This window comes from Pseudoalteromonas rhizosphaerae, from assembly GCF_028885455.1.
Lineage (GTDB): Bacteria > Pseudomonadota > Gammaproteobacteria > Enterobacterales > Alteromonadaceae > Pseudoalteromonas > Pseudoalteromonas rhizosphaerae.
In genome coordinates, this window is record NZ_CP118496.1 from 1,941,815 (window position 1) to 1,967,770 (window position 25,956).

The window sequence follows — 25,956 nt, forward strand, 5'->3', positions numbered from 1 at the left end:
CATCTTATTTAATCTTAGTTCAGCTTAGATGTATTGAATACAGTTACTTCCTATCGTTAAGCTGTTTCAGGTTATAACTTAGTTACAACAAGGTATTTTTTGGTATTATTTTAGCAAAAAAAACCATCCTTTATTCTGTATTAACGCTCTGGTCAGACCTGATTTGCTACTAGATATTGACTGTCTGTTTTTTTTATCTAGAATGTCGGCTGTTTTGCCATAATGGTAAGTGTATTAATAATTGAGTAGTAATATGTCAAATGTGTCTACTTGCATCACGTATGATGCATCTACGTCATTAATAATGATGACGCTAAGAGGGACGGCAAGTGCACAGGATGTGATGAACTTTTATCAAATCGCGCAGCAGTACGTATCTATTTACGGCAGTAATAAGTTACTCGTTGATGTGTCTGAATTAACGCATAAATTTCCGGCAAGTGAACTGCTGACTATTATGCCAGCAGTATCTCAGTGGTTAGCTAGTTGCTTTATTGCTCGCGTCGTTAGTTTTGATGGTTTTATGCACGATTTGTTTTTGCAAAAAGCACAACGCTTTGATATAAAGGCAGAAAACTTTGATTGTTTTAACAGCGCGAAAAATTGGTTAGTAAATCAACCTAGCATTTAAGCGTTGAACCTTCTAAACTAGTTAGCCATTAAATCATAAAACTAGTCTATGTCTTCATTAACGCCTACAGTAAGTACTCAAACTAGCTGCGTTTTTAGCTTCAGTGAAAAACAACAGCAGCAGTTATATCTTCACGTAAAACAGCACAAGGGTATTTTAAATACCGCTGATATTACAGCTTTGTGCGCGCAATATAAGCAACCTGTCGAGGTTATACTGCGTGCCTGTTTACCTATTGCTGCAAAATTTGCAGTTGTGCCTATTTCACATTTTTTTGTTGGGGCAATTGTAGTTGGCTACGATAAACATGGTGAGCAACATTTTTATTTTGGGGCGAATGTTGAATTTGCACAACAAGCATTAAGCTTAGTGGTTCATGCTGAGCAATCGGCAATTAACAACGCTTGGCTCAATGGCGCGAAAAAAATAGCTAAAATTGCTATCAGTGATGCGCCATGTGGTTATTGTCGTCAATTTATGAATGAGTTGGCTGATGCGCAGAGCTTTGATATTTTATTACCGCAGCAGCAATTCAAGCTGGCTGATTTGCTCCCTCACTCATTTGGCCCGCAAGATTTAGGTAATTCTTATAGTTTGTTTAACCCTGCTCCACAACAGCATGAATTTGTTGTAACTGATGAACTGGATAAAACGTTGCTAAGTTATGCGTTGGCTGCATATGTACCTTACTCTGAAAATTACAGCGCAGTGAAAATTAGTACTTTCGAAAATGGCAATTTTTATGGTTGTTATGCGGAAAATGCCGCGTATAGCCCGAGCTTATCACCACTGCAAAGTGCGGTGAGTCAATTGCATTTAGCCGGTTTGGCAATGACTAAAGATGTTGTCAAAGGGATTGAGTTACTACAAACGCAGGGCAAGGGAAATCAGTTGAGTGTCAGTCAAGCAGTACTGGCAAGTTACACCGAATTGCCAGTACTACAAAGTATAAGTTTAAATATTAAGCCAACAGCAATTTAGCGGCTTCTAGTACCACGGCGACTGATTTTTTCTCAATCTCGCCGTGATCTACATTGGGGATTTCTTGGCGAGTACGATTAACCAACACACCAGCTACACAGGCTGCTTTTAGCCCCAGTGCTGCACACATTGTAAATAAGGTTGCTGATTCCATTTCATAGTTCATCACGCCCAGCTTTTGCCATTCTTCACAGCTACCTTGAAATGCTTTTGGTACATAACCCGAGTAAGTGTCGTAACGTTCTTGACCTGGGTAAAAAGTATCGCTTGATGCAGTAATACCAATATGAAAATCAATGCCTAAATTACCGCACGCATTTACCATCGCTTGAGTGGCGAAAAAGTCAGACACCGCAGGGTAGTTCAATGGCGCAAAATGTTGGCTCGCACCATCTAAACGCACAGATGCTTGGCTGATTAAAATATCACCTTCATTAATATGAGGTTGAATAGCGCCAGTTGTGCCAATTCGTAAGAATGTTTCAACTCCCAATTGCGCCAGCTCTTCTACTGCAATGGAGGTTGAAGGACCACCAATACCGGTTGAGCAAATAACCACAGAGTTACCGTTAAGTTGACCTAAGTAAGCATGAAATTCTCGGGTTTGGACGAGGCAAGTTGGGTTTTCGAGAAAAGTTGAAATACGTGCTGCACGATCTGGATCGCCCGGTACAATTGCAAGTTTTGCACCGTGTAGATCGTCGCGGGTGAGTCCTAAGTGAAATACCTTTTCCATAGCGGGGCCTTATTTATAACTTTTGTTCTAACGTCAGTTAATAACGCTAATTTATTAAGAGTTGTTGTCAATTTAGCATAATTACTACAATGCATTGCCTTGTACAGGACGGATGTCCGTTATCAAATTTATTCATTCTCTTTGAATATTCAAGCAACTGACTTTAATTTGTGTCATCGCCGGTAGTTGACTTGTATTCATAGACACTATATCAATCCTACTAGGCACTCTATTTTAGTTTATACGTTGTTGGACGAATAAGCATAACCAATTGTTATTATAGAGATTTATATAGTTATTTAAAATGTAGCTAAAGCGGCGAGAGTAATAAAATTGCGAGTGAAAATCGGCGCGTGAATCTTTTATTAATTTTATTTTCAACAACGCTCTTTTGCATAACTACGCAAAAGCACACAGTAAGGAATTGCAATGAGCACACAATGGCACACATTTAAAAGTAAAGTTGAACACTGTTTATGCCCGCCGGGCGATGGCGTTTTTACGGTTAATACTGCAAAAGAACGTAAAGCGGCGTTGCGTATGAAACTGTATGGGCAAGAAGATAATGTCGATACGCTATGGCGTGCATCTCTCGATACACTTAGTCAAAGTGAGCATAAAGCGGTGACTTTAGGTATTAGCTCTGACTGTGGTGGTGGCATTTTACGCGGCGCCAACTGGGGGCCGTTGTTTTTACGCTCAACATTGATTGATCAGCAGCCTCAGGCAAAGTCGTTTGATTTAGGTGATGTAAGGGTTATCCCACATTTACTGCATGATAAATATTTAAACGACGCGACTATCAGTAATTGCCAACAGGCATTATATGATAATCCAAGCAGTGAGTATTATGTCAGCCCGTTGTCTATCACTGAAGATGTATGCGATAGCTTTTATGCAACGTTTACTGATAAAGGCATTTTTGGTATTGGTGGTGATCATTCAATTAGTTACCCGTTAACTAAAGCGTATTTGAAGGCAAAGCGTGCGCAAGGTAAACGCACTGCGATTATTCACTTTGATGCGCATACCGATTTACTCGTTGAGCGTTTAGGTATCGATTTATGTTTTGGCTCGTGGTGCACGCATATTTTAGAGTTTTTACCTGCACCACATCATCTGATCCAATTTGGTATTCGTTCAAGCGGTAAGCCAAAAGAACACTGGGAATCTACCTTTGGCGTTAAACAACATTGGGCCCATGAGATCATCGAACGAGGCGCGCCGGCAATTGCCGCAGAAGTAATTGCTCAGCTTAAAGCTGATAATGTTGATGAACTCTACGTCAGCTTTGATATTGACGCCCTCGATGAAGAGTTTGCATCAGCAACAGGCACACCCGAAGGGAACGGTTTAACGCCGCAGCATGCTTTGGATATCTTGGTTACTTTGGCTGATGAATTTCCGATCACTGGCGCTGATATGATGGAAATTGCCCCATTTACTGACAGTTCACTGATTGGTCAATCGAGTTCAGATACAACGCTTAGAGAAGGTGCAAAAATTTCAGCATTTTTAATTAATGCCATGAACCGCGCATAGTCAATAACAGTTAATATAAGCAGCATGCTGAGGCATGCTGCTTTTTTAATTCACAAATCAGCTATTTGCCGTTATATTTAATTTACATCAAGAGAGGCTTAAAATAATAATCGGTGGGGTAAGAGTGGCTAAGTGGTGTTATTTTTTATTAATAATCTTAAGTAGTCAAACTGTAGCTAAATTAAACATAGTTACAGAAAACTTTCCGCCTGCTCAATATATTGATGAAAATGAACAGCTTGTTGGCTATATCGCTGATAAAGTTCAAATGGTGTTAGCTTCTTCAACACTCGATTATACAATTTCAGTGCATAGTTGGAGTACTGCATTTAATATGGTACTGCGCGATCCTCAGACGTGCATTTTTTCTATGGCGCGCTCAACTTCTCGTGAAAAGCAATTTATTTGGATTGCAGAATTAGCACAGTTGAACACTTATCTTTATGCTTTGAATTCGAAAAGCATCGTTATCGATTCCCTAGAGCAAGCAAAGCAATACCGAATTGCGGTATTAAAAGATAATTACAGCCATCACTTTTTATTATCACAGGGCTTTGAAGAAGGTGTAAATCTAATGCTGATGAATAGTTTTGATAATATTTTTAAAATAGTTCAAAGCCGTCAAAGCACTATCGATATCGTCGTATTACCTGAACAACGCGTTAAATTTGAACAGTCTAAAAGGCAGGTTACTGACAAGTTAACACCAATTTTAAGACTCAAGATCACGCAACCAGCACTGTATTTTGCTTGTAACAAAGCGCTAGATAAGCCAACTCAAACCAAACTCAGCAACGCATTCAACGCGTATCAGTAAGCTTTTATTGTTGGTAATGTACTGATATTTAATTACTTTTAATATTAATTAAATTTAAATTGCCCAACCTTTAAAAGGGGTTATAATCCAGCTGCTTTTGCTTATAAAAGCGCTTATTTTTGGAGTTATAAATGGGTGACTTAATCGGGATTGGTTTATTAATCTTGATCAGTGCGTTATTTGCTATGTCGGAAATCGCTATCGCAGCATCACGTAAAATTAAATTAAGAGTCATGGCTGACGAAGGCAATGCTAAAGCGGCTGCAGTATTAAAGCTGCAAGAGCAACCCGGTGCTTTTTTTGCCATGATCCAAATTGCCCTTAATGCAATTGCTATTTTAGGCGGTATAGTGGGCGAACAAGCGCTTTCACCTTATGTTGAAAGTGTACTTGTGTTGTTTTATCAAGGACCGTTACTTGCGCAAATTAGCTTTTTACTGTCGTTTTTGACAATTACTTCATTGTTTATTTTATTTGCTGATTTATTACCAAAACGCTTAGCTATGATCCTGCCAGAGGCTGTTGCGGTTCGCGTAGTCACGATTATGCGTTGGGTAACGTATGCATTAACACCGTTGGTATTGTTTTTTAATGGTGTAACTAATATTGTTTTACGCTTATTCAATGTGCCGGCAGAGCGTGAAGACATTGTAACTACCGAAGACATAGTCGCAATGATGGATGCAGGCGCAGAATATGGTAGCTTACAACAACAAGAATATGATTTGATTGGTAATGTATTTGATTTAGAAGCGCGCTTTTTATCGAGTGTTATGTCACCTAGAGATCAAATAGTCTACTTTGATATTAACGAAGCCAGCGATAGTATTTCGGGCAAAATCATTGATCATCCACATAATCATTTTTTGGTATGCAATGGCAATTTAGATAAATTAATTGGCTCAGTTGAATCAAAAGATATTCTTCGCCAAGTGCTCAAGGGCGATGCAGCGAATATTAACGACGAAATGCTCGAAAAAGAGATTTTTTATCTACCAGAAACACTGAGTTTGTCAGAGGCATTAAATGCCTTTAAAGGCGCAGCAAAACCCTTCGCTGTGGTGGTAAATGAATACGCACTTGTCGTGGGAATTGTGACAGTTAAAGATCTGATGAAAGGCTTTATGGGAGATTTGATCACCCATAATGGTGATGAATTAATTATCGCACGTGATGCAAATTCATGGTTAGTTGATGGTTTAACCCCAGCCGTTGAGTTGGCAAAAGTGCTCGGTGTGGATGAATTTCCAGATCAAATGCATTATGAAACTGTTGCCGGATTTTTAATTTATACCATGAAGCGAATTCCTAAACGAGCAGAATATATTCAATACGCAGGTTTTAAATTTGAAGTTGTGGATGTTGAAGGGATCCGAGTTGAACAGTTATTGGTGTCTAAAATACTACCGGTAGAACCAGCCTTACAATAAACGTGAGGCGCTATGCGCCTCATTATTTATTCAAAAGCGCCTTTTATTATTGCAAAGCCGTGCTCAACCATATGAATGCCATTACTCCATACATGTTGTGGCGCTAAAGTGTTGCTATCAAGTAAAACTAAGTCGGCGTCTGAGCCTTTGCTAATAGTGCCTTTTTTAATCCCCAGTACATTAGCGGGATTAGTGGTTATGGCCATTAATGCGTGCTCTATACTCACCTCATATTGACGTATAGCTTGTTGGAAAGCACCTAACAGAGATGCTTCTTTACCAATTTCAAGCCCGAGCAAATTAAATTGATCGTCAAATATTGGCAGGCTGGCATGGCCATCTGAACTCATAGTCAATTGTGTTGGCTTAACATTGTGTGTTAAACAGTAAGCTAACGCTTGCGCGGCAGCATATTCGCCATGGGCAAGATCATACTCAGTTGTGCTGGTGGTAAAATCAATTGTACCGCCGGCTTCACAAAATAAAATCCCAGCGTCAAGCAGCGCTTTATTTCTATTCATGTGTGTTGGATAAAACTGACTCAATGAAATATCAGTATTTTTATCAACCTCATGCAGAATCGCTAAGTGACTATTAACGGGGCCGACATGAATGCTCACGGTGCCTTTTTTTGCGCTTAGCATGCCGGCGACTTTTGCTTCTGCTGCCAGCTCTGCGAGTTGTTGAACGGTGGGTTGGCTGCTACGGTGATCTGAAATCGCCACTTCGCCTACGCCAATAAACTCGTCAATATACATTAGGTCATTTGTAATACTACCCGTCAGTGTTTTAGCGGGTAAGTGATAAGAGCCAGTATGGCAAAATACATTAAGACCAAGCTCTTTTAAGCCTTTCGCTTTAGCAACTAAGTTGGTTAGTGTGCGACTGCTTGAGTCAGTGCCCAGCGCTGCAATAACGGTTGTAATACCTGCTAAGGTGGCATCAGTTAAGTTCATTTCTGGCGTTCGACTAGTAAAACCTGCTTCGCCGCCACCGCCTGTAATATGGACCAGAGAGTCAACAAAGCCTGGTACTAGAATGTTTCCTCGGCCATCGATAATCTTTACTTCGGTATTACTTTCTAGTTTGATCTCGGTTCGAAAATCAATCACTTTAGAACCAGCGATGAGTACATCCATCTGCCCTTGAGGGCTTGGAGTATAAAGGTTTGCACCTCGAATTAATGTCAACATAGTGAAGTCTTTTTATTGATAATTGATAAAATAAGCAAGAAATATGAAGCCGCTTGCTAAAGTAAATAATGCTAAAGTGAAACGCCAAATAAAGGCTGCCCATTCGCTCCAATCAAGCTTTACAATACCTAAGCAACCGATCAAGCTGGCTGAGGTTGGAATGAATATATTCGTTAAGCCATCGCCAAACTGAAAAGCTAATACCACAATTTGTCGTGAGACATTGAGTAAATCGCCTAATGGAGACATCAGTGGCATAGTGATAGCGGCTTGACCTGACCCTGAAGAAACAAAAAAGTTAAACACACTTTGAAATAATAACATTCCCCATGCCGCAACAAAGTCTGGTACCGCAGCGATACTACTAGCACTATGATAAAGTAATGTATTTAAGGTTGACGGTGCATTTAAATCACTGCCGCCAAGTAATAATACCACCCCTTTGGCAAGAGCGACTAACATAGCTGCTGGCAACAATTCTTGTGCACCATGTTTAAATGCATCTGCACTTTGGTTGGCTGTTTGTTTATTAAAAATACTGGCTATAAAAGCACTGATCACACCAATACAAAAAAACTGTGCTGCGAGCTCTGGAATATAGTATTGGCGCGCCATCACACCCCACACAACCCAAGTAATACCCGTTATAAAAGTAATCAAGATAAGTTTATCGGCGGTATCTAATTTTATATCAGTATGGGAGTCGCTTTGCGCGGTGTTAATGGTTCTGATCGAGTTGGCATAACGTATAGTAAAAAATAAACCAAATAGTGTAAACACAACCCATGCGATCATTCTAAAGCCAGCACCAGAAAAAACTGGTATTTCAGCAATAGATTGTGCAATTGCAATACTAAAAGGATTCATCCAAGACGTTGCAAAGCCAATTTGTGTGGCAACATACGTAGTTAAAACCGTTACTTTGGCATCATAGCCGAGCTGTTTCATGATCGGTAGTAAGACAATACAAAAAGCAATGGCTTCTTCGCCCATACCAAATACTGCGCCACCTAACGAAAATAACACAAATAATAATGGTAGAAACAGCCATTCAACTCGCTGAGTTTTATTGATAAGCGCCATAATACCGTTATTAATTGCGCCTGTTTTCATAATGATACCGAACGCGCCGCCGGTAATTAATATAAATGCCATGACACCGATGGTTGCGCCGTACTTGTCACCCGATACTAAACCTTCAAACAACACATTTGCCAGGCCAATTTCACCGCCTTCAGCAAACAGCGGCGTTTGCTCGCTTACAGCCACTGTTTGGTATTGAGAAAGTTCAACACTGTGGCTATCTTTTTGGGCGTTAAACATCCCAGGAGTAATAAACAAGGTTGCCAAGTAGGCAATTAATGCAACTGATAACAAGATGATACTTGCATCAGGCATAGTAAATTGTTTGTTTTTCATAATTTCACTTTTCGCAAAGAAATAGGTTGCTTAGACTAAGCCGCACACCTGCTTATTTTAACACGAAGTTTATTTGAATAAGTGACCTTACTCTACAAAGCAAAGCCACTTAGTACAATTTGGATGGTGTTACGCACAGCGACTAGTGCTGCGCGTATAATTTTTAGAAACGATAGCTGACACTAAATGTATAACGCGCGCCATAAGCATTATGGTTTATAGAATCAAAACCACGACTTGAGCCGTATAGCTGTGGCGGCTCTTTGTCAAAAATATTATCAATGCGCGCTCTTAAGGTAAGGGCTTTATTTACGTAGTAACCTGCAGATAAATCCCATACGAGCCAATCGTCAACTTGATGATTACCTTGTGAGTCAAGTTTACCTAAACTTTCCAGTTCATCAATTTCACGGCCTCGAAGTCCTTCAATGTCATCATCATAGCTGCTGGTGTAATTTGCGCCAAGGTTTAGGTAGTAGCTTTGAGCTTCCCAATCGATTGACATACGACCGATGTTTTCAGGGTAGCGATATGTACCCACTAACTTTTCAATGGCATCAGAGCCTGGTTTATTGCGTTCAAACTCAAGGTAGTGAGTGCCATCAAATGCAAAAGTTAAATCGCCACCTGAAAGCCTAAAACGGTGATCAAACTTAATATCAATCCCTGCTAATGTTTGTGTGCCGGTATTTTCAAGTGGGATAACATGGTCACGAAATAATGGTAAAAATAGCTCATCATCACGTGGGTTAAACTCGGTAATATAGTTATCTAAAATTTCATTTAGATTGGCACCATCTTGCTCGATACTTAAACCACTATTGTCATAGACACCACATAACCTATTATCGTAAGAAATACCTTGTTGACCTTCTGGGACAATACCGCAATGGCGCAGTGATGCATCAGTAATGGCACGATCTAGCACCGCAGTCATATTAGTATCAATCACTTCTTCGTGATCAAACTGCCAGTAATCAACGGTTAGGTTAGTATCAGCGCTGGGGCTCCAAGCAAAACCAACACTAATAGCTTCTGATTCTTCTGCTTTAAGATTTTTATTTCCAAGCTCGAGTGAGTTAACACTTACCTCTGTTCCTTGGCCCATACAATAAAGATCAGATACTGCTTGGTTAGCACCGCAATCGAAGGTTGATTGAGTGGTTCTTAATTTAACACCAGCTTGCGTAAGAGAAGGGGCACGGAATGACGTAGACCATGAGCCACGTAACACTAACGAGTCGGTAGGACGATAGCTTAAGCCTATTTTTGGATTAAAGGTGCCGCCAAAATCGTCATAATGATCGTAACGTCCTGCCGCCTGTAGCTCAACTTGATCGGTCAATGATACACTTATTTCTGCGAACGCCGCGTATTGAGTGCGATCAGCCTCTGATAAGCTCGAGCCAAAACCAAATACATCCACTAAGTAGCGGTTTTCAGGGCGTGCTTGCGAGTCAAGTGATGGAATGTCAGTTAATTCTTCACGGCGAGCTTCAACTCCAAATGATGCATAAGCGGGTAAATCATTAAAGGTGAATAGCTCACCGTTAAAGTTTGCATCCCAGCCGTATACGGTGCTTTCGCCACTGCGTGTTGGACGTGCCTGTGCCGTTGCTAAAACCGCATCGTTGGCGGCATCGCCTTGCACAAATGGATTATAAAATGGCAGTAAATCGCCTGATACACAGTTAAGGTTCGCGCCGTCGTAGTTTGCTAATGTACCGTCTGAGCATAGTTCACCAGTAATGGCGGCATGAAATTGATAGCGATTGTAAATACCATCAATGGCTTCTTGCTCAGAGCTTGAGCGAGAAAAGGTTACGCCTGACTCCCAGCTCCAGTCACCAACATCACCTGCAAGGCTACTCACTAAGCGGAAGTTTTTAGTTTCTACTTCGACAGTACGTGGGGCATTAAAACGCGCATCAAAGCCAAAGCCGTAAACTTCGCGGCCAGCTTGCGTATCAAATTCAAATGGGTCAATAAACACTTGATCCATCAAATCATTACTGCCATCTGCATTATCATAAATGAACAGCGCATCTTCTAAAATGAAAGGACCATCTTCATCATTTATTTGATTAATCGGTGAGGGTGACGAGTACGCTTTTGCCTTTGTTTGGCTATAGAAAAAGTCAGTATGCCAATCAACACCGCCTAAGCTGCTATTGAACATAAAGCCAGTCGATAGACTCTCAAATGGCGTATCCAGATAATCGTCTTGATTTGGGTAATAGGCACAAATTTCTTCACCAAATTCAGTTGTAACTAATTCAGTCTGGCAATTTGGCGCTGGCAATTCATTCCCATCACGCGAGCTGTAATAATAAATATTTGGCGCGTTTTCAAGTTTTGGTAAGTACGAATAACTATTCACCAGTGGTGATGATGCAGTGAAATCTCGATCGGTTGCTTTAAATGCGTTACGGTCAAAAATATCGGCAAAAACCGTTAAGTTACTCTCACCAATTTTTGTACCGTATACTAGGTTAAGTTGTTTTTTACCTTCATCATGACTGTTAAAGCTGTTTGCGTAGGATGCGTTTACTTCAGCGCCTTCAAAGTCATCTTTTAAAATATAGTTAATTACACCTGCTACGGCATCTGCACCGTAAACCGCTGATGCACCGGTTGCAAGAATATCAATGCGCTCGATAGCTGCAAGTGGAATTGAGTTCACATCGACAAAGTTTTCCGTGCCAGCGGCAAATGAACTGGGCGCAACACGACGACCATTAATCAGTGTTAATGTGGCTGATGGGCCCATGCCACGTAGGCTTGCTGCAGATTGTCCCGCAGGTGTTGAAGTGGACGTGCCACCGCTTTCTGAAGTGGAAAAAGTGCCGCTACCGCCTTTGAACACGGATAAATCCTTTAGTAATTCGTGAATCGTGTTGGCGCCAGAGCGTTTGATGGCATCTTGGTCTAATACCGTTAGTGGAATCGTTCCTTCAAGATCGACGCCTTTTAAACGTGATCCGGTGACTTCTACTCGTTCAATGTTTTCAGCTTTAGTGTTTTCTTGCGCATACAAAAAAGTTGGGCAAAGCACTGCGCTTATTGCCGTTGCAATTGTTAATTGACGAAACATATTAGTTTACCTTTGTCTTTATTTTAAGCACAGGTGTACTGCACAGTGCTTATTTTTTGATTATTTAGACAGGGCCGTGATCGATAGACACAGTTAGCCCCTCACAGAGAATGTGAGGTAGTGGCTACTCGTCAAACCACTCCGAAAGGTAGTGAGGAGAGTAGAAATATGTACACAGCGATGTTGCGTTTTTAAACATAATTCCAATCCAAAAGGTTTTTGACAAAGCTAGTATTTGGGTGCTAGCTTACTCGCGATTTAAAAGTTCCTTATTTTTATAGCAAGCATAAAGTTTTACTGCAAGCTATTTTTTATCATTTTTTACATGAGTATAACATTATGGAAAACTTTCGGGAACATCTTGCAAAGAGCCCTAAATGTGGTTTTTTTGCTGCTTTTACACTGATAATGACCGCTTTTTCGACGAATATATCTGCAAATCAAACTGAGCAAACCTTGCTGTTAATTGGTGGCGCATTAACGACTTGTTCAAGTTTAAGTCCTAAAAATTGCATTGAAAAAACATCATTAATAGGAAAAAAAGCGAATCAATTTCAATTGACGGGCAAAGCACTAAAAGAAATAAAAAGCCAATGGCCTGATGATAGTACTAATAACCGCAATGAAACCTTGCGGGTTTTATCAAAAATTGCCAAGCAACAGCCTAATCTTATCGATAAAGGGTCTTTGCTATGGGCTTGGCGGGATTTAGATAGCCGCTCGCTCAATAATTTAACTGATCGAGAATATAACTTTGTCACTGATATGCTGGAAGTGGCGGTTGTTGATGCTAAAGGCCAGCGCATAAAAGAAACGGTGCAAAGTAAACAAAATAATGAGCCGGCTGCTAATGATATAGTTAATTTTATTTCTGCAACAGCTAAAGTAAATAGTAAACAGCCGAGCTTATTAGCTATCACAGCATCGAGTCGCGACCCTTATGAATCGGCTGACTTTTACGAAGGCTTACTGGATTTTGATCGTATTAAAAGTTCATGGCTGGCATTAACTCCGGCATTAGCGCAAGCAATCACAACTGGGCAATGTGAAAAGCTAGCGCAATTTCGCCAGCAAAACATGCAGGTGTTTAATCGCCACAAAATCTATCCTGACCGTATTCAAGCTGAGCAACAACTATGCGACGCGGGTGTTGATAATTTAGTTGCAAAAATCGAATCTGCAACAGGTATTATGCTCAACGGTGGCGATCAAAGTTTAACTCGAAAAGTGTTATTTGATGGTACGGGCAAGCCTTATCCATGGACCAATGCTATACGTTCACGTCCGCTATTGGTAGGTACAAGTGCAGGCACAGCCATTCAAAGTGGTGGCAGTAACCAGTTTGGTAGTGTTGCGATGATCACTAATGGCACTAGTTTAGCTGCATTGCGCGATGGTGCGCACGCAGTTTCTGCACCGAGTGAACGTTGTGAAGATGATTGTAATCAAGGGCTAAGCGCAGATACATTAACCTATCAAACTAATGGTGGGCTGGGCAGCTTTAGTGCAGGTATAGTTGACACCCATTTTAGTGAGCGAAATCGCACTGTGCGTTTAGCGACATTGCTTGCAAAAACAGGGCAACAGTATGGCTTTGGTGTTGATGAAACGACAGCCTTGGTGATCATAAAATCACAACTGAGTACGATTGTGACAGTGTTAGGTAAGCATGGGGTAGTGCATTTAAATAAGGGCAAAGATAAATACAGTTTTGATTATTCATTTTGGCCAGCTGGTGCAATTATAGATGTAACACCCCAAGGGTACCAATTAAGCCAACGTACTATAGACAGTGCTTTGCCTGCAATCAAAATACCACCTTTGCCAATGCAGCGTTTCAATAACATACTCACCGATGCTAAATTGCGCTCGCTTACTCAGGCAATGTGTTTAACTAATGAGCAGTCAGCGGTAGGTCAGCAAGATGAGTTTATAGTGACTTTAAATGCCAGCAAAAATACCCAGTATCAGAGAATAAGTCCAAGCAGTTATGGCTGTGCAATTGAACGACTTAGCGTTAATATTACGACGATTCAATGATGCTTTGATGTAGAGCTACTGTTACTCACAGTAGCTCTTCTTTAAATGACAAAGTAATGTGTTAAATTGTCAACAACACCAATTTGGATATATTAGCTACCCATTTCCCCTCAAATCTCACAACCGATGATTGAACATCTGCTTGCTGTGTCGCTTTTCGTTCCAGACGTACAAAATGACTATTTTTAATATTTACTGCAGCTGCATTGTTATGCTCATTAAAGATAAAATTAACTCTTTTTGTACCTGCAATTAGCAATCGAGTTGTTCTGTTTTTTAGCTCACCGTCAAGTCTTTTTACATCACTTTACATGCTCTTAGATCTTTTAAAAATAATTCTCAATTAACATTGGAAAATGTAATAATTTAATTTAGAATGATCGTTCATTCTAAATTAAGGGTAGTTAACATGCAGCGTTCTCGCGTCGTTCTTTTTACTGTCACCGCTTTGGCAAGTGCAGTTGCTTTATCCGGTTGCGATCAAACTCAGCAGGCGAATGCGCCTGCTGCGCAGCCAGCTCCTGTTGGCGTAATTACATTAAAAAGCCAACCATTAACACTTACTAAGGAGCTTCCAGGGCGAGTAACTGCGTCTCAAGTGGCGCAAATTCGTCCTCAGGTAAGCGGTATCATTCAATCACGTTTATTCACTCAAGGTGCTGAAGTCAAAAAAGGTCAGGCTTTATATCAAATCGACCCAGCTACATTCGATGCGCAAGTAGCAAGTAGTAAAGCTGCTATTAGTAAGGCACAAGCAAGCATTGCTAATGCAAAAGCTAAATCAGATCGTTATGCTGAGTTACTAGCAATAAAAGCAGTCAGTCAACAAGATTTTGATGAAGCAGACGCAAGTTATAAAGGCGCGCAGGCTGATTTATTAACAGCTCAAGCGCAGCTTAAAACCGCACAGATCAATCTTAACTATAGTAAGGTTTCATCACCTATTAGTGGTCAAATTGGCAAATCGAACGTGACCGTAGGTGCTTTGGTAAGTGCTAATCAAGCAACCGTATTAGCAACCGTCACTCAGCTTGACCCAATTTATATTGACCTTACCCAATCAAGTAGTGAGTTGACTCGTTTGAAAAAAGCGATTGCTAATGGTGAGCTTGATAAAGATCTTACTGCGCAATCAAAGGTTGAACTCACTATGGAGGATGGCTCTGTGTATCCGCACACTGGCACTTTGCAGTTTTCTGAAGTAACTGTAGATCCAGGTACTGGCTCAGTAACGTTACGCGCCAAATTTCCAAACCCTGAAAAGCTACTATTACCAGGTATGTACGTCAGAGCTGTGGTTGTTGAAGGTGTTAAGTCTAATGCTATTTTAGTGCCGCAACGCGGTGTTAGTCGTAATAGCAAAGGTGAGCCTACAGCTATGGTGGTGAGTAAAGATAATACTGTTGAAGCGCGAGTATTAAAAACTGACCGTACAGTAGGTGCTAACTGGTTAGTGACAAGTGGCTTGAACGACGGCGATCAACTAATTGTTGAAGGTTTACAAAAAATAGCACCGGGCGCACCTGTTAATGCAGTGCCTGCCGAGTCAGCTACTAAAACTCAATAACGGAGTATTTTAATGTCGAGATTTTTTATCGATAGGCCAATTTTTGCATGGGTTCTGGCCATTGTTGTTATGTTGGCTGGAATACTTGCAATAAGGAGCTTGCCTGTAGCGCAGTATCCTTCAATTGCGCCGCCAGCCATTACTATTAGCGCAAGTTATCCTGGTGCGTCAGCACGCACACTTGAAGATTCAGTAACCCAAGTTATTGAACAAAAAATGAAAGGTTTAGATGGCTTGTTGTATATGTCATCAACTTCTGAATCCAGTGGTACAGCAACACTGACACTGACGTTTGATGCAGAAACTGACCCTGATATTGCACAAGTACAAGTACAAAATAAGCTAGCAACAGCTACGCCGTTGTTACCTGAAGAAGTACAACGCCAAGGTGTTGTTGTTGCTAAGTCATCATCTAGCTTTTTACTGGTAGTGGGTTTTGTGTCGCAAGATGGTAGCATGACCAATATTGACATTGGTGATTATGTGTCATCAAACGTGCAAGATATTGTAGCGCGTGTTGATGGGGTGGGCGAAGTACAATTGTTTGGCTCTCAATATGCAATGCGTATTTGGCTCGATCCGGCTAAGTTACAAAGCTATAAACTAACACCAGCGGATATATCTGCGGCGATAAAAGCGCAAAATGCACAGGTATCTGCAGGTCAACTTGGTGGAATGCCGGCGATAGCAGGTCAACAGCTTAATGCGACCGTTACCGCGCAAAGTCGATTACAAACACCTAAGCAGTTTGAAGATATTTTAGTTAAAACCAACAGTGATGGCTCTGTAGTTCGCTTAGTCGATGTCGCAAAAGTAGAGCTTGGTGGTGAAAACTACGGCGTGGTTGCGCGCTTCAACGGCAAACCAGCATCTGGTTTAGGCGTGAAGCTAGCCAGTGGAGCGAACGCCTTGGATACAGCGCAAGGTGTAAAAGATGCACTTGAAGAACTTAAACCATTTTTTCCACAGGGCTTAGAGGCGGTTGTTCCTTATGACACCACTCCTTTTGTTGCATTATCAATCGAAAAAGTAGTGCACACCCTAATAGAAGCGGTTGTTTTGGTATTTGTTGTAATGTACTTATTTTTACAAAACTTCAGAGCAACTATTATCCCAACCATTGCGGTACCTGTCGTATTGTTAGGTACGTTTGGTATTCTATTTACTTTCGGGTATTCAATTAATACCCTCACGATGTTTGCGATGGTATTGGCTATTGGTTTACTCGTAGATGATGCGATTGTTGTTGTAGAAAACGTTGAACGTTTAATGACCGAAGAAAAGCTTTCTGCGGTTGAAGCAACGCGAAAATCGATGGATGAAATTAAAGGGGCACTGGTAGGTATTGCTATGGTGCTGTCGGCTGTATTTATTCCGATGGCATTCTTTAGTGGCTCTACTGGGGTTATTTATCGTCAGTTCTCTATTACCTTAGTGTCGGCGATGGGGCTGTCGGTACTGGTTGCGCTTATTTTAACTCCCGCACTGTGTGCTACGTTATTAAAGCCTAGTCATGTACATACTGATGGTAGCATTATTGGTCGTTTTTTCTCAGGCTTTAATCGTGGTTTTGATAAAACCAATAAAGGTGCGCAAGGTTTTGTTGGTCGTATGATTAAACATTCCAAGCGTTACTTACTAAGCTATGCATTAATTGTAGCTGGCATGGTGGCTATTTTTTCAAGCTTACCAACTGCATTTTTACCTGATGAAGACCAAGGTATTTTGTTTAACCAAGTAATGCTTCCTGCAGGCTCTACTACAGAGCAAACGCTTGAAGTGGTTAAAAAAGTTGAAAACCACTATTTAGAAGATCAATCTGAAGCTGTTAGTTCAATTTTTACGGTAACGGGTTTTAGTTTTGCAGGCTCTGGGCAAAACTCAGCAATTGGTTTTGTTAGCTTAAAGCACTGGGATGAGCGCCAACGTGACGACCTATCAGTGGGAGCCGTTGCAGGAAAAGGCATGGGATATTTTTCAACGATTAAAGAGGCATTTGTATTTGCTTTTCCACCTCCAGCGATTGTTGAACTCGGTACCGCAAATGGTTTTAATATGTTTTTACAAGACCGTGTTGGTTTAGGCCATGATGAGCTATTAAAAGCGCGTAATCAGTTATTAGGTATGGCGAGTCAAAGTCCAATACTTGCAGGCGTTCGCCCTAATGGGCAAGAAGATATGCCTGAGTTACAGCTGGATATTGACCTTGCAAAAGCAGAAGCGCTGGGTGTGTCGCAAGGTAATATTAATAGTACACTTTCGACGGCGTGGGGTAGTAGTTATGTGAATGACTTTATCGACCGTGGTCGCGTTAAAAAAGTATACCTGCAAGGTCAAGCCGATGCGCGAATGGTGCCTGAGGACTTAAATAAATGGTATGTGCGTAATACAAACGGCGATATGGTGCCATTTTCAGCATTTGCTAGTTCTTACTGGTCTTATGGTTCGCCTCGTTTGGAGCGGTATAACGGCTTTTCAGCAATGGAAATTCAAGGCAGTGCAGCACCAGGCTACAGTACAGGTCAAGCCATGGATGAAATGGAGCGTTTAGTTAAGCAGTTACCACAAGGTATTGCTTCTGAATGGACCGGTATTTCATATCAAGAGCGATCAAGTGGCGGTCAAGCGCCGTTGTTATATGGATTATCACTGTTATTTGTATTTTTATGTTTAGCTGCGCTTTATGAAAGTTGGTCAGTACCATTTGCAGTAATGATGATTGTGCCACTGGGTATTTTTGGTGCGATTATGGCCGCCTTTATGGGTAATTTATCAAACGATATTTACTTACAAGTGGGTTTATTAACCACCATAGGATTAGCGTCAAAAAATGCCATTTTAATCGTTGAGTTTGCGATTCATAAAATGGATGAAGGCTTGAGTGTAGTAGACTCGGCCATTGCGGCTGTGCGACTTCGCTTACGTCCTATTTTAATGACTTCAATGGCATTTGTGTGTGGTGTGCTTCCGTTAGCCATCGCCTCAAGTGCAGGCTCAGGTGCACAAAATGCATTAGGTATTTCAATTATTGGTGGAACACTTGCCGCCTCGTCACTGGTTGTTATTTTTGTACCTTTATTTTTTGTTTTAGTTCGCAGAGCATTCTCAGGCAAAACTAAAACAACGTCACAGGAGCAATCATAATGACATTCAAAACGTTAAGCTTAGCGAGTCTAAGCGTATTTGTGCTCAGTGCTTGCCAAATGGCACCTCCGCGTGAAGATATCGTGTTGCCGGTGCCTGATAGCTACGCAATACAGAGTGAGCAAGGTAATACAGCTGATTTAAGATGGCAGCAGTTTTTTGCGAATGAAAAACTGCAACACTTGATTGAGCAAACATTAGTTCATAATAAAGACCTTAAACTTGCCGCACTTAATGTGCAGCAAGTTCGTGCGCTTTATCAAATCGAAGACTCTGCCTTATATCCGTCAATCGATTTTGCTGCGTCGGGCACGCGTCAGCGCTTACCGGGAGACTTAACGTCAACCGGTAATGCACAAATTAGCGAGAGCTACAAAGCTACCGTGGGAATGACCGCGTATGAGCTCGATATATGGGGCAAAATTCGTAATCAATCGGATCAAGCTCTGCAAACTTTGTACGCGTCAGAGCAAACTCAAACGAGTGTAAAAATTAGCTTAATTTCTGAGTTGGTAAGTGCGTGGCTAAATTACGCTGCTGATAAAGAGCAGTTAGCGCTTGCTACGCAAACCCTAAAAAGTCAGCAGGTATCACTGGCGTTAACCGAAAAAAGCTATGCTCTTGGCGCGGCATCAAAGTTAACGTTGGCACAAATTGAGAGCACTGTAGCCACCGCAAAAGTTGATATTGCTAACTATCAGCGCTTGTTAAAGCGTGATAAAAATGCCCTTGATTTATTAGTAGGTCAGCCGGTTTCAGCGCAGTTGTTACCTGTTGAGAGTTTAGATGAAGTACTAAATTTCCCGACTGTGCCTGTAGGCTTACCATCCGAGTTACTTGAACAACGTCCTGATATTAAAGCAGCAGAGTTTCAGTTATTAGCTGCTAACGCTAATATCGGTGTTGCAAAGGCGGCATTTTTTCCAAGTATTAGCTTAACGGCTAATGCCGGGAGTGCGTCGAGTGATCTAGATAATTTGTTTTCAAGTGGCACTGGCACTTGGAGCTTTATGCCATCGATCACGATACCGATATTTAATATGGGTCGTAATCAAGCAAACTTAGATGTTGCGCAAACTCAGCAACAGATTGCGCTAACCACCTATGAACAAACGATTCAACAGGCATTTAAAGAAGTCTCTGATGCGCTTGCCGATAGGGAAGGCTATATGCAGCAGCTAAGTGCGCTTGAAGATCTGTATAATAGTAATCAAGTGTCGTTTACACTCTCTGAAGCTCGCTTCGAAAAAGGCGCCGATAGCTATTTACAAGTGCTGGATGCACAACGTAATTGGTACAGTGCTGGGCAACAACTCATTAGCGGTAAAAAAGCCTATATTACGAGCCAAATTAGTTTGTATAAAGCGGTTGGAGGCGGTTGGCAACGATCGGCTCAACAGAGTGAATAGCCATTAGGCTGCGCCATTGTATAGTTTATCACTAGTTTATTAAGTTCTTTGTGGTAACCGACAAAGTTGATGTCAAAGGGCATATAAGCTAGTGATAATTATTAGGTTAAAGAAAAGCAGTGCTTTTCGGAGTTACTATGAAAGAAAAATCTAAGAGACAAACCGACCCTGCACTTGTGCAAGCACGCCGTGAGCAAGTGCTTAGTGCTGCGGCCGATTGTTTTAGACGAAAAGGCTATCATGGCGCAGGAATGGCCGAGATCTCAAAGACCGCAGGGATGAGCGCAGGACATATTTACAATTACTTTGCCAGTAAAGAAGCGATCATTGAATCGATTATAGAACAGGATATGGAAAAACTGTTCTCTATTTTTCAGGAGTATGAAGATCAACCTGGTGACTTAGTAACGATTTTACTCGATGGTTTAGACCACGCAGTGGATCATCATACTGATGTAAACCAAGGTGCACTGGATTTAGAGATGTTCGCTGAAGCTGCGCGCAACGATAAAGTGGCAGAGCAGTTGCGAAAGTCTGATTGTTACGCCAGAGAGAAAATGCGAAATCTTTTATTGAGTGAACGCAGTTTGATAAAAGACCTTAGTGCAACTGAACTTGAAAGTCGTATCGAAGTGATGTTTGCAATGATAAATGGGATTACCATACGTAAAACCCTGAATCCACATGTTGATAAAGCCACGCTATTATTAGCGCTTCGCCCGGCAATGCGGGTGTTGCTCATACCGTTCTAATTAGAGCCGAGGCCTTAAGCGCAAAGAGGTGTCGTTTAATCCTCTTTGCTGCGTTATTTTGGGGCTTAAAGCGTAATACCTTAAATTTATAAGTTAAGTATATTTTAGTTTGTTCAGTAAATGATTCTTCACGGCTGGCCACTCTGATGCAATAATTGAATAAACAACAGTATCGCGAATCGATCCATCTCTTGTTATTTGATGGCTGCGTAAAATACCATCTTGTTTAGCGCCTAGCCTTGCAATTGCCTTTCGCGACTGTTGATTAAAAAAGTGTGTTCTAAACTCAACTGCAATGGCATTGTGAGTATCAAATAAATACTTCAACATCAAAAGTTTACATTCAGTATTTACAGGACTTCTTCGTACAGCCTTGGCATACCATGTGTAGCCTAGTAATGCGCGCTTATGCTGTGCGTCTACGTTATAGAATCGAGTTGTGCCAACTATTTTATGGCTACTATTACACCTTACGGCGAAGGCGCTATTGCCGTTTTTGGCTTCAATAATTGCCCGTTCAACATAACTGTGCATTTGTTCTGGCGAAGGAACATTGGCATACCATAATTTCCAAGACTCTCCATCAAGCACCGCATGTTTTAATTCATCAATATGATGTAAGCTTAACACCTCAAGCGTTATAAAGTGCCCAACCAATGGCATTGGTTTTAACCACTGCATATATTTCCCTTACTCCTAGGGCCATTGTTTAATATCTCAACGTTTTGTACATAGAGATGATCCTATAAGGATTCAATGATAGCAACTTACACATTGAATTTTACAATTAATCTGTTGATTTCAGCTATAAATCAATAACCTCAAATCCGCTCCATTGACCACTGTACCGCGATTATTGCGATGGCGAGTGAGCCTGCAGGCATCACCCATTTTTGATACCAGTGATAGTTTCTTGCCCAAATAAGGACTGGTAATGTAACTGCTAATATAGCCAGTTGGCCTATCTCTACACCTAAATTAAATGCTAGCACGCTGAGTAATTGATAGTCACTGGATAGCCCTAATTCACCTAATACACTCGCAAAGCCCATGCCATGTAATAAACCAAAGGCGAATGTGACCCAACCTAAACGCACAACTAATGGCCAAATATTGTTAAGAGCTGCAAACAACACCGATATAGCGATTCCCAATTCTACCCAGCGACTGTTAGGTGTAACTAATTGCATTGCAGTGGCGGTCAGAGTGATTGAATGCGCCAAAGTAAATGCGGTAACTATCCATGCGGTGTGTTTGAAGATCGTGACTTTTGATTCTACACCTTGCCATTTTGCTGATTTTTTTACTAATACACAGGTAAGCAACAATGCAATTAAAAATAAGATATGGTCAAGTCCGAGCCAAATATGCAGCACTCCTTGGTAAACATATTGATTAAAAGTGGTGAGGTAATTGCTTTTAGTAAAATCAAAAGTTTGAAGGGCATTATTTTTACTCATCACGCGAGTTTGTTCATTGATAGTGACAATTGCTTTATGATTGGCATCAGTATCGAAAAATGCCTGATAATGAAATGCTATGGCGCTGTGGTTCGTGTCCAGAGCTGGGCAGGATAATTGCAATTTAACAACCACATAGGGTTGATTAAAATGACTATCAAGCTGCAACGGAGCGTCGCTGGTAAGCGTACATACTTGCTCGTCCGCTGATGTTACCGTCAGTGAGGTCAGGACAAAATCACTTATGGCGCTATGTTTTGCACTGATCTCATGCCATGCGATAGCCCCATCTTGGTTTAAATCAAACGCCACCTGTTGCTCTAAATCGGCAACGTTGATTTGCCAACTACCTGTAAAATGGCTGTCATCAATTGCGTTTAAATTAATATAGCTGGTACTTAATTGGTGTGCTTGAGCTGTTCCTTGCAACATGAAAAATAAACACAGGTTACAAAAAAACGCAGTTACAAATGCGTTCATAAAGAGGCTCCTTGTGCACGTGTAAGTAGTTGCTGATCGGCATCAAGCTTGGCTTGTTGCCAATTTATTTTTGCCCAGTATAGGGCTTTTTCTGGCTGTTTATTGATGTCTAAATAATAGTGAGCTAAATCACTGGCATGGAAACTGTCTTGGCGTAATTCACGCAGCGCGACTCTTTGCGCCATTAAATTTTGCCATTGTTTCAGCGAGGTATCGTTGTAGTGTTGCTCTGCAATTGCTAAGCGCAGCAACAAGGCATCCTCTAAATTTTGTTTTTCATTTACCAGTGCGGGCAAAGTGTTAAGCACTTTTTGATAATTCCCTTGCGCTAAATAAATATCTGCCCATAACACTACAAGGCTGACGGGGGCTGTTTTTAATGGCAATGAGTGGATATGAGCGAGCGCTTCATCGGGTTTATTGAGTCTCAGTGCCATTTCAGCCAATACATGGCGGGTATTATCGCTTTGTTTATTACTTGTAATACTGTTTGCTAAACTTTGATAACTTTGTGCTAATTGACCGTCTTGGCTTAGTACATCAAATGTACAGGTATTAATTACATCCATTGCTGTTAGAGCCAAGAGTTTTAAGCATTGTTGTTTGGCGGCTTTAAAGTCACCTTGAACCATTAGCATATTGGCGCGTAATAGATGGGTGTTAACATGGTTAGGATCGCGTTTTAGTACTGCATCGGTGATTGCTAAGGCTGCTGAAAATTGATGTTCACGTTGTAAAACGCGTGCATACATGTAGCCAATTTGTGGTGTGGGAGATTGCGCATAGCGCTGCTGTAACTGGTTTTTTAATAAGCCTTGGCGAAGCTCAGTTTGACCTACTTGTTGGCTATTTATCAGTAACGTCATTAATTCGTCTTGATTAAGGTGTGCGGTATTTATTGTGCGGGCTTTTGCGATGATCTCGTCATCTGCTGGCGTATAAGGTTCAGCCCCTGCATTAACAGAGATCAATAAACAAAGGTAAGTAAAAGCACGGGTGATCATAGCATTCTCCTTAAAAAGGCCATCCATGGCCTGCAAGTTTTATTGTGTGATTTAGTTGTTACCTAACAAATCGTCAAATGTGGCATTTTCATCCGCATTTGTGAATGTACGGCCGTTCACACTCAGTGGCTTATCGGTAGCCGCTTGGTTAAATGCTGCACGGCCTAGTTGTGCAAAATCGACTTCAAGTGCTTCAATAGTGATATCAACCATTGCGGTAACTTGGCTGTTTACCCCATCACTGACTGCAAAGGTAAAGCTATCAGAGCCAGTCGTTTCAAGGTTCGGCGTATAGGTGTAACTACCATCACTATTAACCACTACCATGCCTAGCATTGGCTCAGTAACCAGACTGAAGGTAAGAGTATCTCCTTCAGGATCAGAACCTTGTAGCATGTCTTCAATTACAACTTCGGTTTGTGTGGTTACCATATCAGCTGTTGCTATGGGTGCTTTATTTACCATCGGTGGTATCTCGACGGTGTTATGGTCGTCATCATTGCTACAGCCGCTGAGTGTAAGCGCAGCAAGCAATAACCCAAGATGTGATAATTTAAAATGTTGCATGAGTGTTCTCCTTATTTAGACCCTGCAAGTGGAGTTGCTAGATATGGGAAGCTTGCATCCATCATCGTAGCGTTCACTGGTGCACCATCAGTAAATGGTACGTTACCTACACTGGCATCATCAGATGTGCACAGGCCTAAATCAGTATTTGTACCATTTACTGGAATTGGATAGCATAAGCGACCCATTACCACACGTAGCGCAATATCAACTACATCATCACCAGGACGACGGCCATTTGGGAAACCCGCTAAATCATCGCCAGCAACACCGAATGCTGATTGATCTGCTTGTGCTTTTGCAGCGATATTGGTATTTAGACGCAGCATTTCAGCGCCTGTAACAGTGGCCAATTGATTAACGCCTGGGAAACCAGTTAAAAATGCAGTTACTAAGTCATTACGTGGAAAATTCGTTGGTGCAAGGGTCGCTAGATTTGCCCCTAAGGTGGTGTTAACCGCATCTTTGAACAGAATATTTAATAGCTCTGGTAAAGATGGGTGGGTAACATAATCAATAAATTGACCATCGTCTTTAGGCTGTGAACTTGAGAAGGTATCTTTGTCTTTTAAACCAATTACCAGCTCATTAACAAGTGGATTACCTAAACGAGATACTTGAGTAAGCGCACCACCGTTTACCGCATTGTTCGCAAATTTAGCATTTGGGTTTAAAATACGCGCCTGTGGTAAGCTAGCTGTAGTCCATGTGCCAATAGTGCCATTGCCATTACCAACTACACAGCTTTTAGGTACTTCAATAGCAATTGCGGTCACATTTTTATCTGCTAAGTCATCATTATCTGCCGATTGTGTAATTCCTCCAGGGAAGCCCTCGCCATCACCTGCGCCCGGCGCACTGTCGCCTTCTACCGGCACATAGTTCACTAAGTCAAAGGTTTTGCCTAGGTTCACCACGAATGGATCTTTACGTTGGCCAACAAATACTTTTGCCATACCGTCACAGCCCGGGATCGCTACTTGATATACAAATTGCGCTGCGTAGCTTTTATAGCCATCCATTGATGAAAACGTTTTATCGCCAATATAATCAAGTGGCTTGTGGAATTCATTACTGCTGGTCATGGTATTAGTTAGCATGGTTTTGCTACCTGTACGCTGATCACCTGCGATCATCGTCATAGTGTATGATTCGCTAAAGTTAACTGCGGCATTATTGCCAGCTGCAACACCACCAACATTTTTAAGAGGTACAGCAACAGTACGTTGGTTGCCTTCAGGGCCAACGGTTAATGCAACGCCTTGATTGTCATTAGGCAGCATACTTTTGAAGTTAAAGGCGAAACTAATATCTTCAATCGCATCGCCATCGTTATCAATATGGATGCTGTAGGTTGCATCAGGATCCATGGCAAAATAGTTAGGTCCACCATAGCCATCTTGCAGTGGAATATAGTTTGCAATCAGGGTGACATAATCACCACGGCCTTGTTCATAACTGTTAAATGCATAAAAATCTGTTGAATCTAAAGTCGGGAAACGACTGATATTTGGAGCTTCACGGTGACTTGACGCCTCTGATGGGGCGCTTACTAAGGTACTGCATACTACAACTGCTAATATTGACGGAGTTAAAGCTTTCATGACTTTGTCCTTTAGTTTTAATAAATAGTGGTCATAGTTAATAACGCATGGTGGTCGTAATTAGATGCAAAGAAACGTAAATAAAG

The 25,956-nt window shown here is 41.3% G+C and carries 19 protein-coding genes; 10 read left to right on the top strand and 9 right to left on the bottom strand.

Annotated features, from left to right (window positions below):
• The first annotated feature begins 253 nt into the window (after positions 1–253).
• Both PVK79_RS08315 and cdd read left to right on the top strand, forming a co-directional pair.
• Positions 254–631: a hypothetical protein gene (locus PVK79_RS08315; protein ID WP_145234423.1), complete on the top strand. Its 378-nt coding sequence runs from the start codon at positions 254–256 to the stop codon at positions 629–631.
• Positions 632–679: 48 nt separating this feature from the next.
• Positions 680–1,612 carry a cytidine deaminase gene (cdd, locus tag PVK79_RS08320; RefSeq protein ID WP_182730784.1) on the top strand — a complete coding sequence of 311 codons (933 nt, stop codon included), beginning with the start codon at positions 680–682 and terminating at the stop codon, positions 1,610–1,612.
• Here the strand turns inward: cdd and udp are convergent.
• Positions 1,593–2,348, bottom strand: a complete 756-nt coding sequence (gene udp / locus PVK79_RS08325; RefSeq protein WP_149979966.1) for a uridine phosphorylase — start codon at positions 2,346–2,348, stop codon at positions 1,593–1,595. The genes cdd and udp overlap by 20 nt on opposite strands.
• A 429-nt stretch (positions 2,349–2,777) precedes the next feature.
• On the opposite strand from udp, the gene PVK79_RS08330 reads away from it, so the two are divergent.
• The 3 genes from PVK79_RS08330 (at position 2,778) to paeA (ending at position 6,137) form a co-directional block, all read left to right on the top strand.
• On the top strand, positions 2,778–3,890 hold the full coding sequence (locus tag PVK79_RS08330) for an arginase family protein (RefSeq protein WP_257326920.1): 1,113 nt from the start codon (positions 2,778–2,780) through the stop codon (positions 3,888–3,890).
• Between the two features lie 124 nt (positions 3,891–4,014).
• Positions 4,015–4,707: a substrate-binding periplasmic protein gene (locus tag PVK79_RS08335; RefSeq protein ID WP_145234415.1), complete on the top strand. Its 693-nt coding sequence runs from the start codon at positions 4,015–4,017 to the stop codon at positions 4,705–4,707.
• Positions 4,708–4,838: 131 nt separating this feature from the next.
• The gene (gene paeA, locus PVK79_RS08340) at positions 4,839–6,137 is read left to right on the top strand and encodes a polyamine export protein PaeA (RefSeq protein ID WP_149979967.1); all 1,299 of its coding nucleotides are present in this window, start codon (positions 4,839–4,841) and stop codon (positions 6,135–6,137) included.
• A gap of 26 nt (positions 6,138–6,163) precedes the next feature.
• On the opposite strand, the gene iadA is transcribed toward paeA, so the two are convergent.
• From iadA to PVK79_RS08355, 3 genes are all read right to left on the bottom strand, one after another.
• On the bottom strand, positions 6,164–7,330 hold the full coding sequence (gene iadA, locus PVK79_RS08345) for a beta-aspartyl-peptidase (protein ID WP_257326922.1): 1,167 nt from the start codon (positions 7,328–7,330) through the stop codon (positions 6,164–6,166).
• A gap of 12 nt (positions 7,331–7,342) precedes the next feature.
• Entirely contained in the window at positions 7,343–8,749 is a 1,407-nt protein-coding gene (yfcC, locus tag PVK79_RS08350; protein WP_182717600.1) for a putative basic amino acid antiporter YfcC, read from the bottom strand.
• Between the two features lie 163 nt (positions 8,750–8,912).
• The gene (locus PVK79_RS08355) at positions 8,913–11,843 is read right to left on the bottom strand and encodes a TonB-dependent receptor domain-containing protein (protein ID WP_257326925.1); all 2,931 of its coding nucleotides are present in this window, start codon (positions 11,841–11,843) and stop codon (positions 8,913–8,915) included.
• Between the two features lie 339 nt (positions 11,844–12,182).
• On the opposite strand from PVK79_RS08355, the gene PVK79_RS08360 reads away from it, so the two are divergent.
• The 5 genes from PVK79_RS08360 to PVK79_RS08380 all read left to right on the top strand — a co-directional run bounded on the left by PVK79_RS08360 (position 12,183) and on the right by PVK79_RS08380 (position 20,755).
• The gene (locus PVK79_RS08360; protein WP_257326927.1) at positions 12,183–13,883 is read left to right on the top strand and encodes a cyanophycinase; all 1,701 of its coding nucleotides are present in this window, start codon (positions 12,183–12,185) and stop codon (positions 13,881–13,883) included.
• Between the two features lie 409 nt (positions 13,884–14,292).
• Positions 14,293–15,450 carry an efflux RND transporter periplasmic adaptor subunit gene (locus tag PVK79_RS08365; RefSeq protein ID WP_182730778.1) on the top strand — a complete coding sequence of 386 codons (1,158 nt, stop codon included), beginning with the start codon at positions 14,293–14,295 and terminating at the stop codon, positions 15,448–15,450.
• A gap of 12 nt (positions 15,451–15,462) precedes the next feature.
• Positions 15,463–18,594: an efflux RND transporter permease subunit gene (locus PVK79_RS08370; protein WP_182757454.1), complete on the top strand. Its 3,132-nt coding sequence runs from the start codon at positions 15,463–15,465 to the stop codon at positions 18,592–18,594.
• Positions 18,594–20,003 (top strand): efflux transporter outer membrane subunit, encoded by a 1,410-nt coding sequence (locus PVK79_RS08375; protein ID WP_257326928.1) that lies wholly within the window; start codon positions 18,594–18,596, stop codon positions 20,001–20,003. Before PVK79_RS08370 ends, PVK79_RS08375 begins: the two co-directional genes overlap by 1 nt.
• Before the next feature lie 137 nt (positions 20,004–20,140).
• Positions 20,141–20,755, top strand: a complete 615-nt coding sequence (locus PVK79_RS08380) for a TetR/AcrR family transcriptional regulator (RefSeq protein ID WP_182730775.1) — start codon at positions 20,141–20,143, stop codon at positions 20,753–20,755.
• A 93-nt stretch (positions 20,756–20,848) separates the two neighbouring features.
• On the opposite strand, the gene PVK79_RS08385 is transcribed toward PVK79_RS08380, so the two are convergent.
• From PVK79_RS08385 to PVK79_RS08405, 5 genes are all read right to left on the bottom strand, one after another.
• Positions 20,849–21,436 (bottom strand): GNAT family N-acetyltransferase, encoded by a 588-nt coding sequence (locus PVK79_RS08385; protein ID WP_182733975.1) that lies wholly within the window; start codon positions 21,434–21,436, stop codon positions 20,849–20,851.
• A gap of 140 nt (positions 21,437–21,576) precedes the next feature.
• Positions 21,577–22,695, bottom strand: a complete 1,119-nt coding sequence (locus tag PVK79_RS08390) for a HupE/UreJ family protein (RefSeq protein WP_182730773.1) — start codon at positions 22,693–22,695, stop codon at positions 21,577–21,579.
• Positions 22,692–23,699 (bottom strand): tetratricopeptide repeat protein, encoded by a 1,008-nt coding sequence (locus tag PVK79_RS08395; RefSeq protein ID WP_257326929.1) that lies wholly within the window; start codon positions 23,697–23,699, stop codon positions 22,692–22,694. The genes PVK79_RS08390 and PVK79_RS08395 overlap by 4 nt, the downstream gene beginning before the upstream one ends.
• Positions 23,700–23,750: 51 nt before the next feature.
• Positions 23,751–24,266 (bottom strand): Ig-like domain-containing protein, encoded by a 516-nt coding sequence (locus PVK79_RS08400; RefSeq protein WP_145234389.1) that lies wholly within the window; start codon positions 24,264–24,266, stop codon positions 23,751–23,753.
• Between the two features lie 11 nt (positions 24,267–24,277).
• Positions 24,278–25,870, bottom strand: a complete 1,593-nt coding sequence (locus PVK79_RS08405; protein WP_145234387.1) for a DUF4331 domain-containing protein — start codon at positions 25,868–25,870, stop codon at positions 24,278–24,280.
• Between the last annotated feature and the right edge of the window lie 86 nt (positions 25,871–25,956).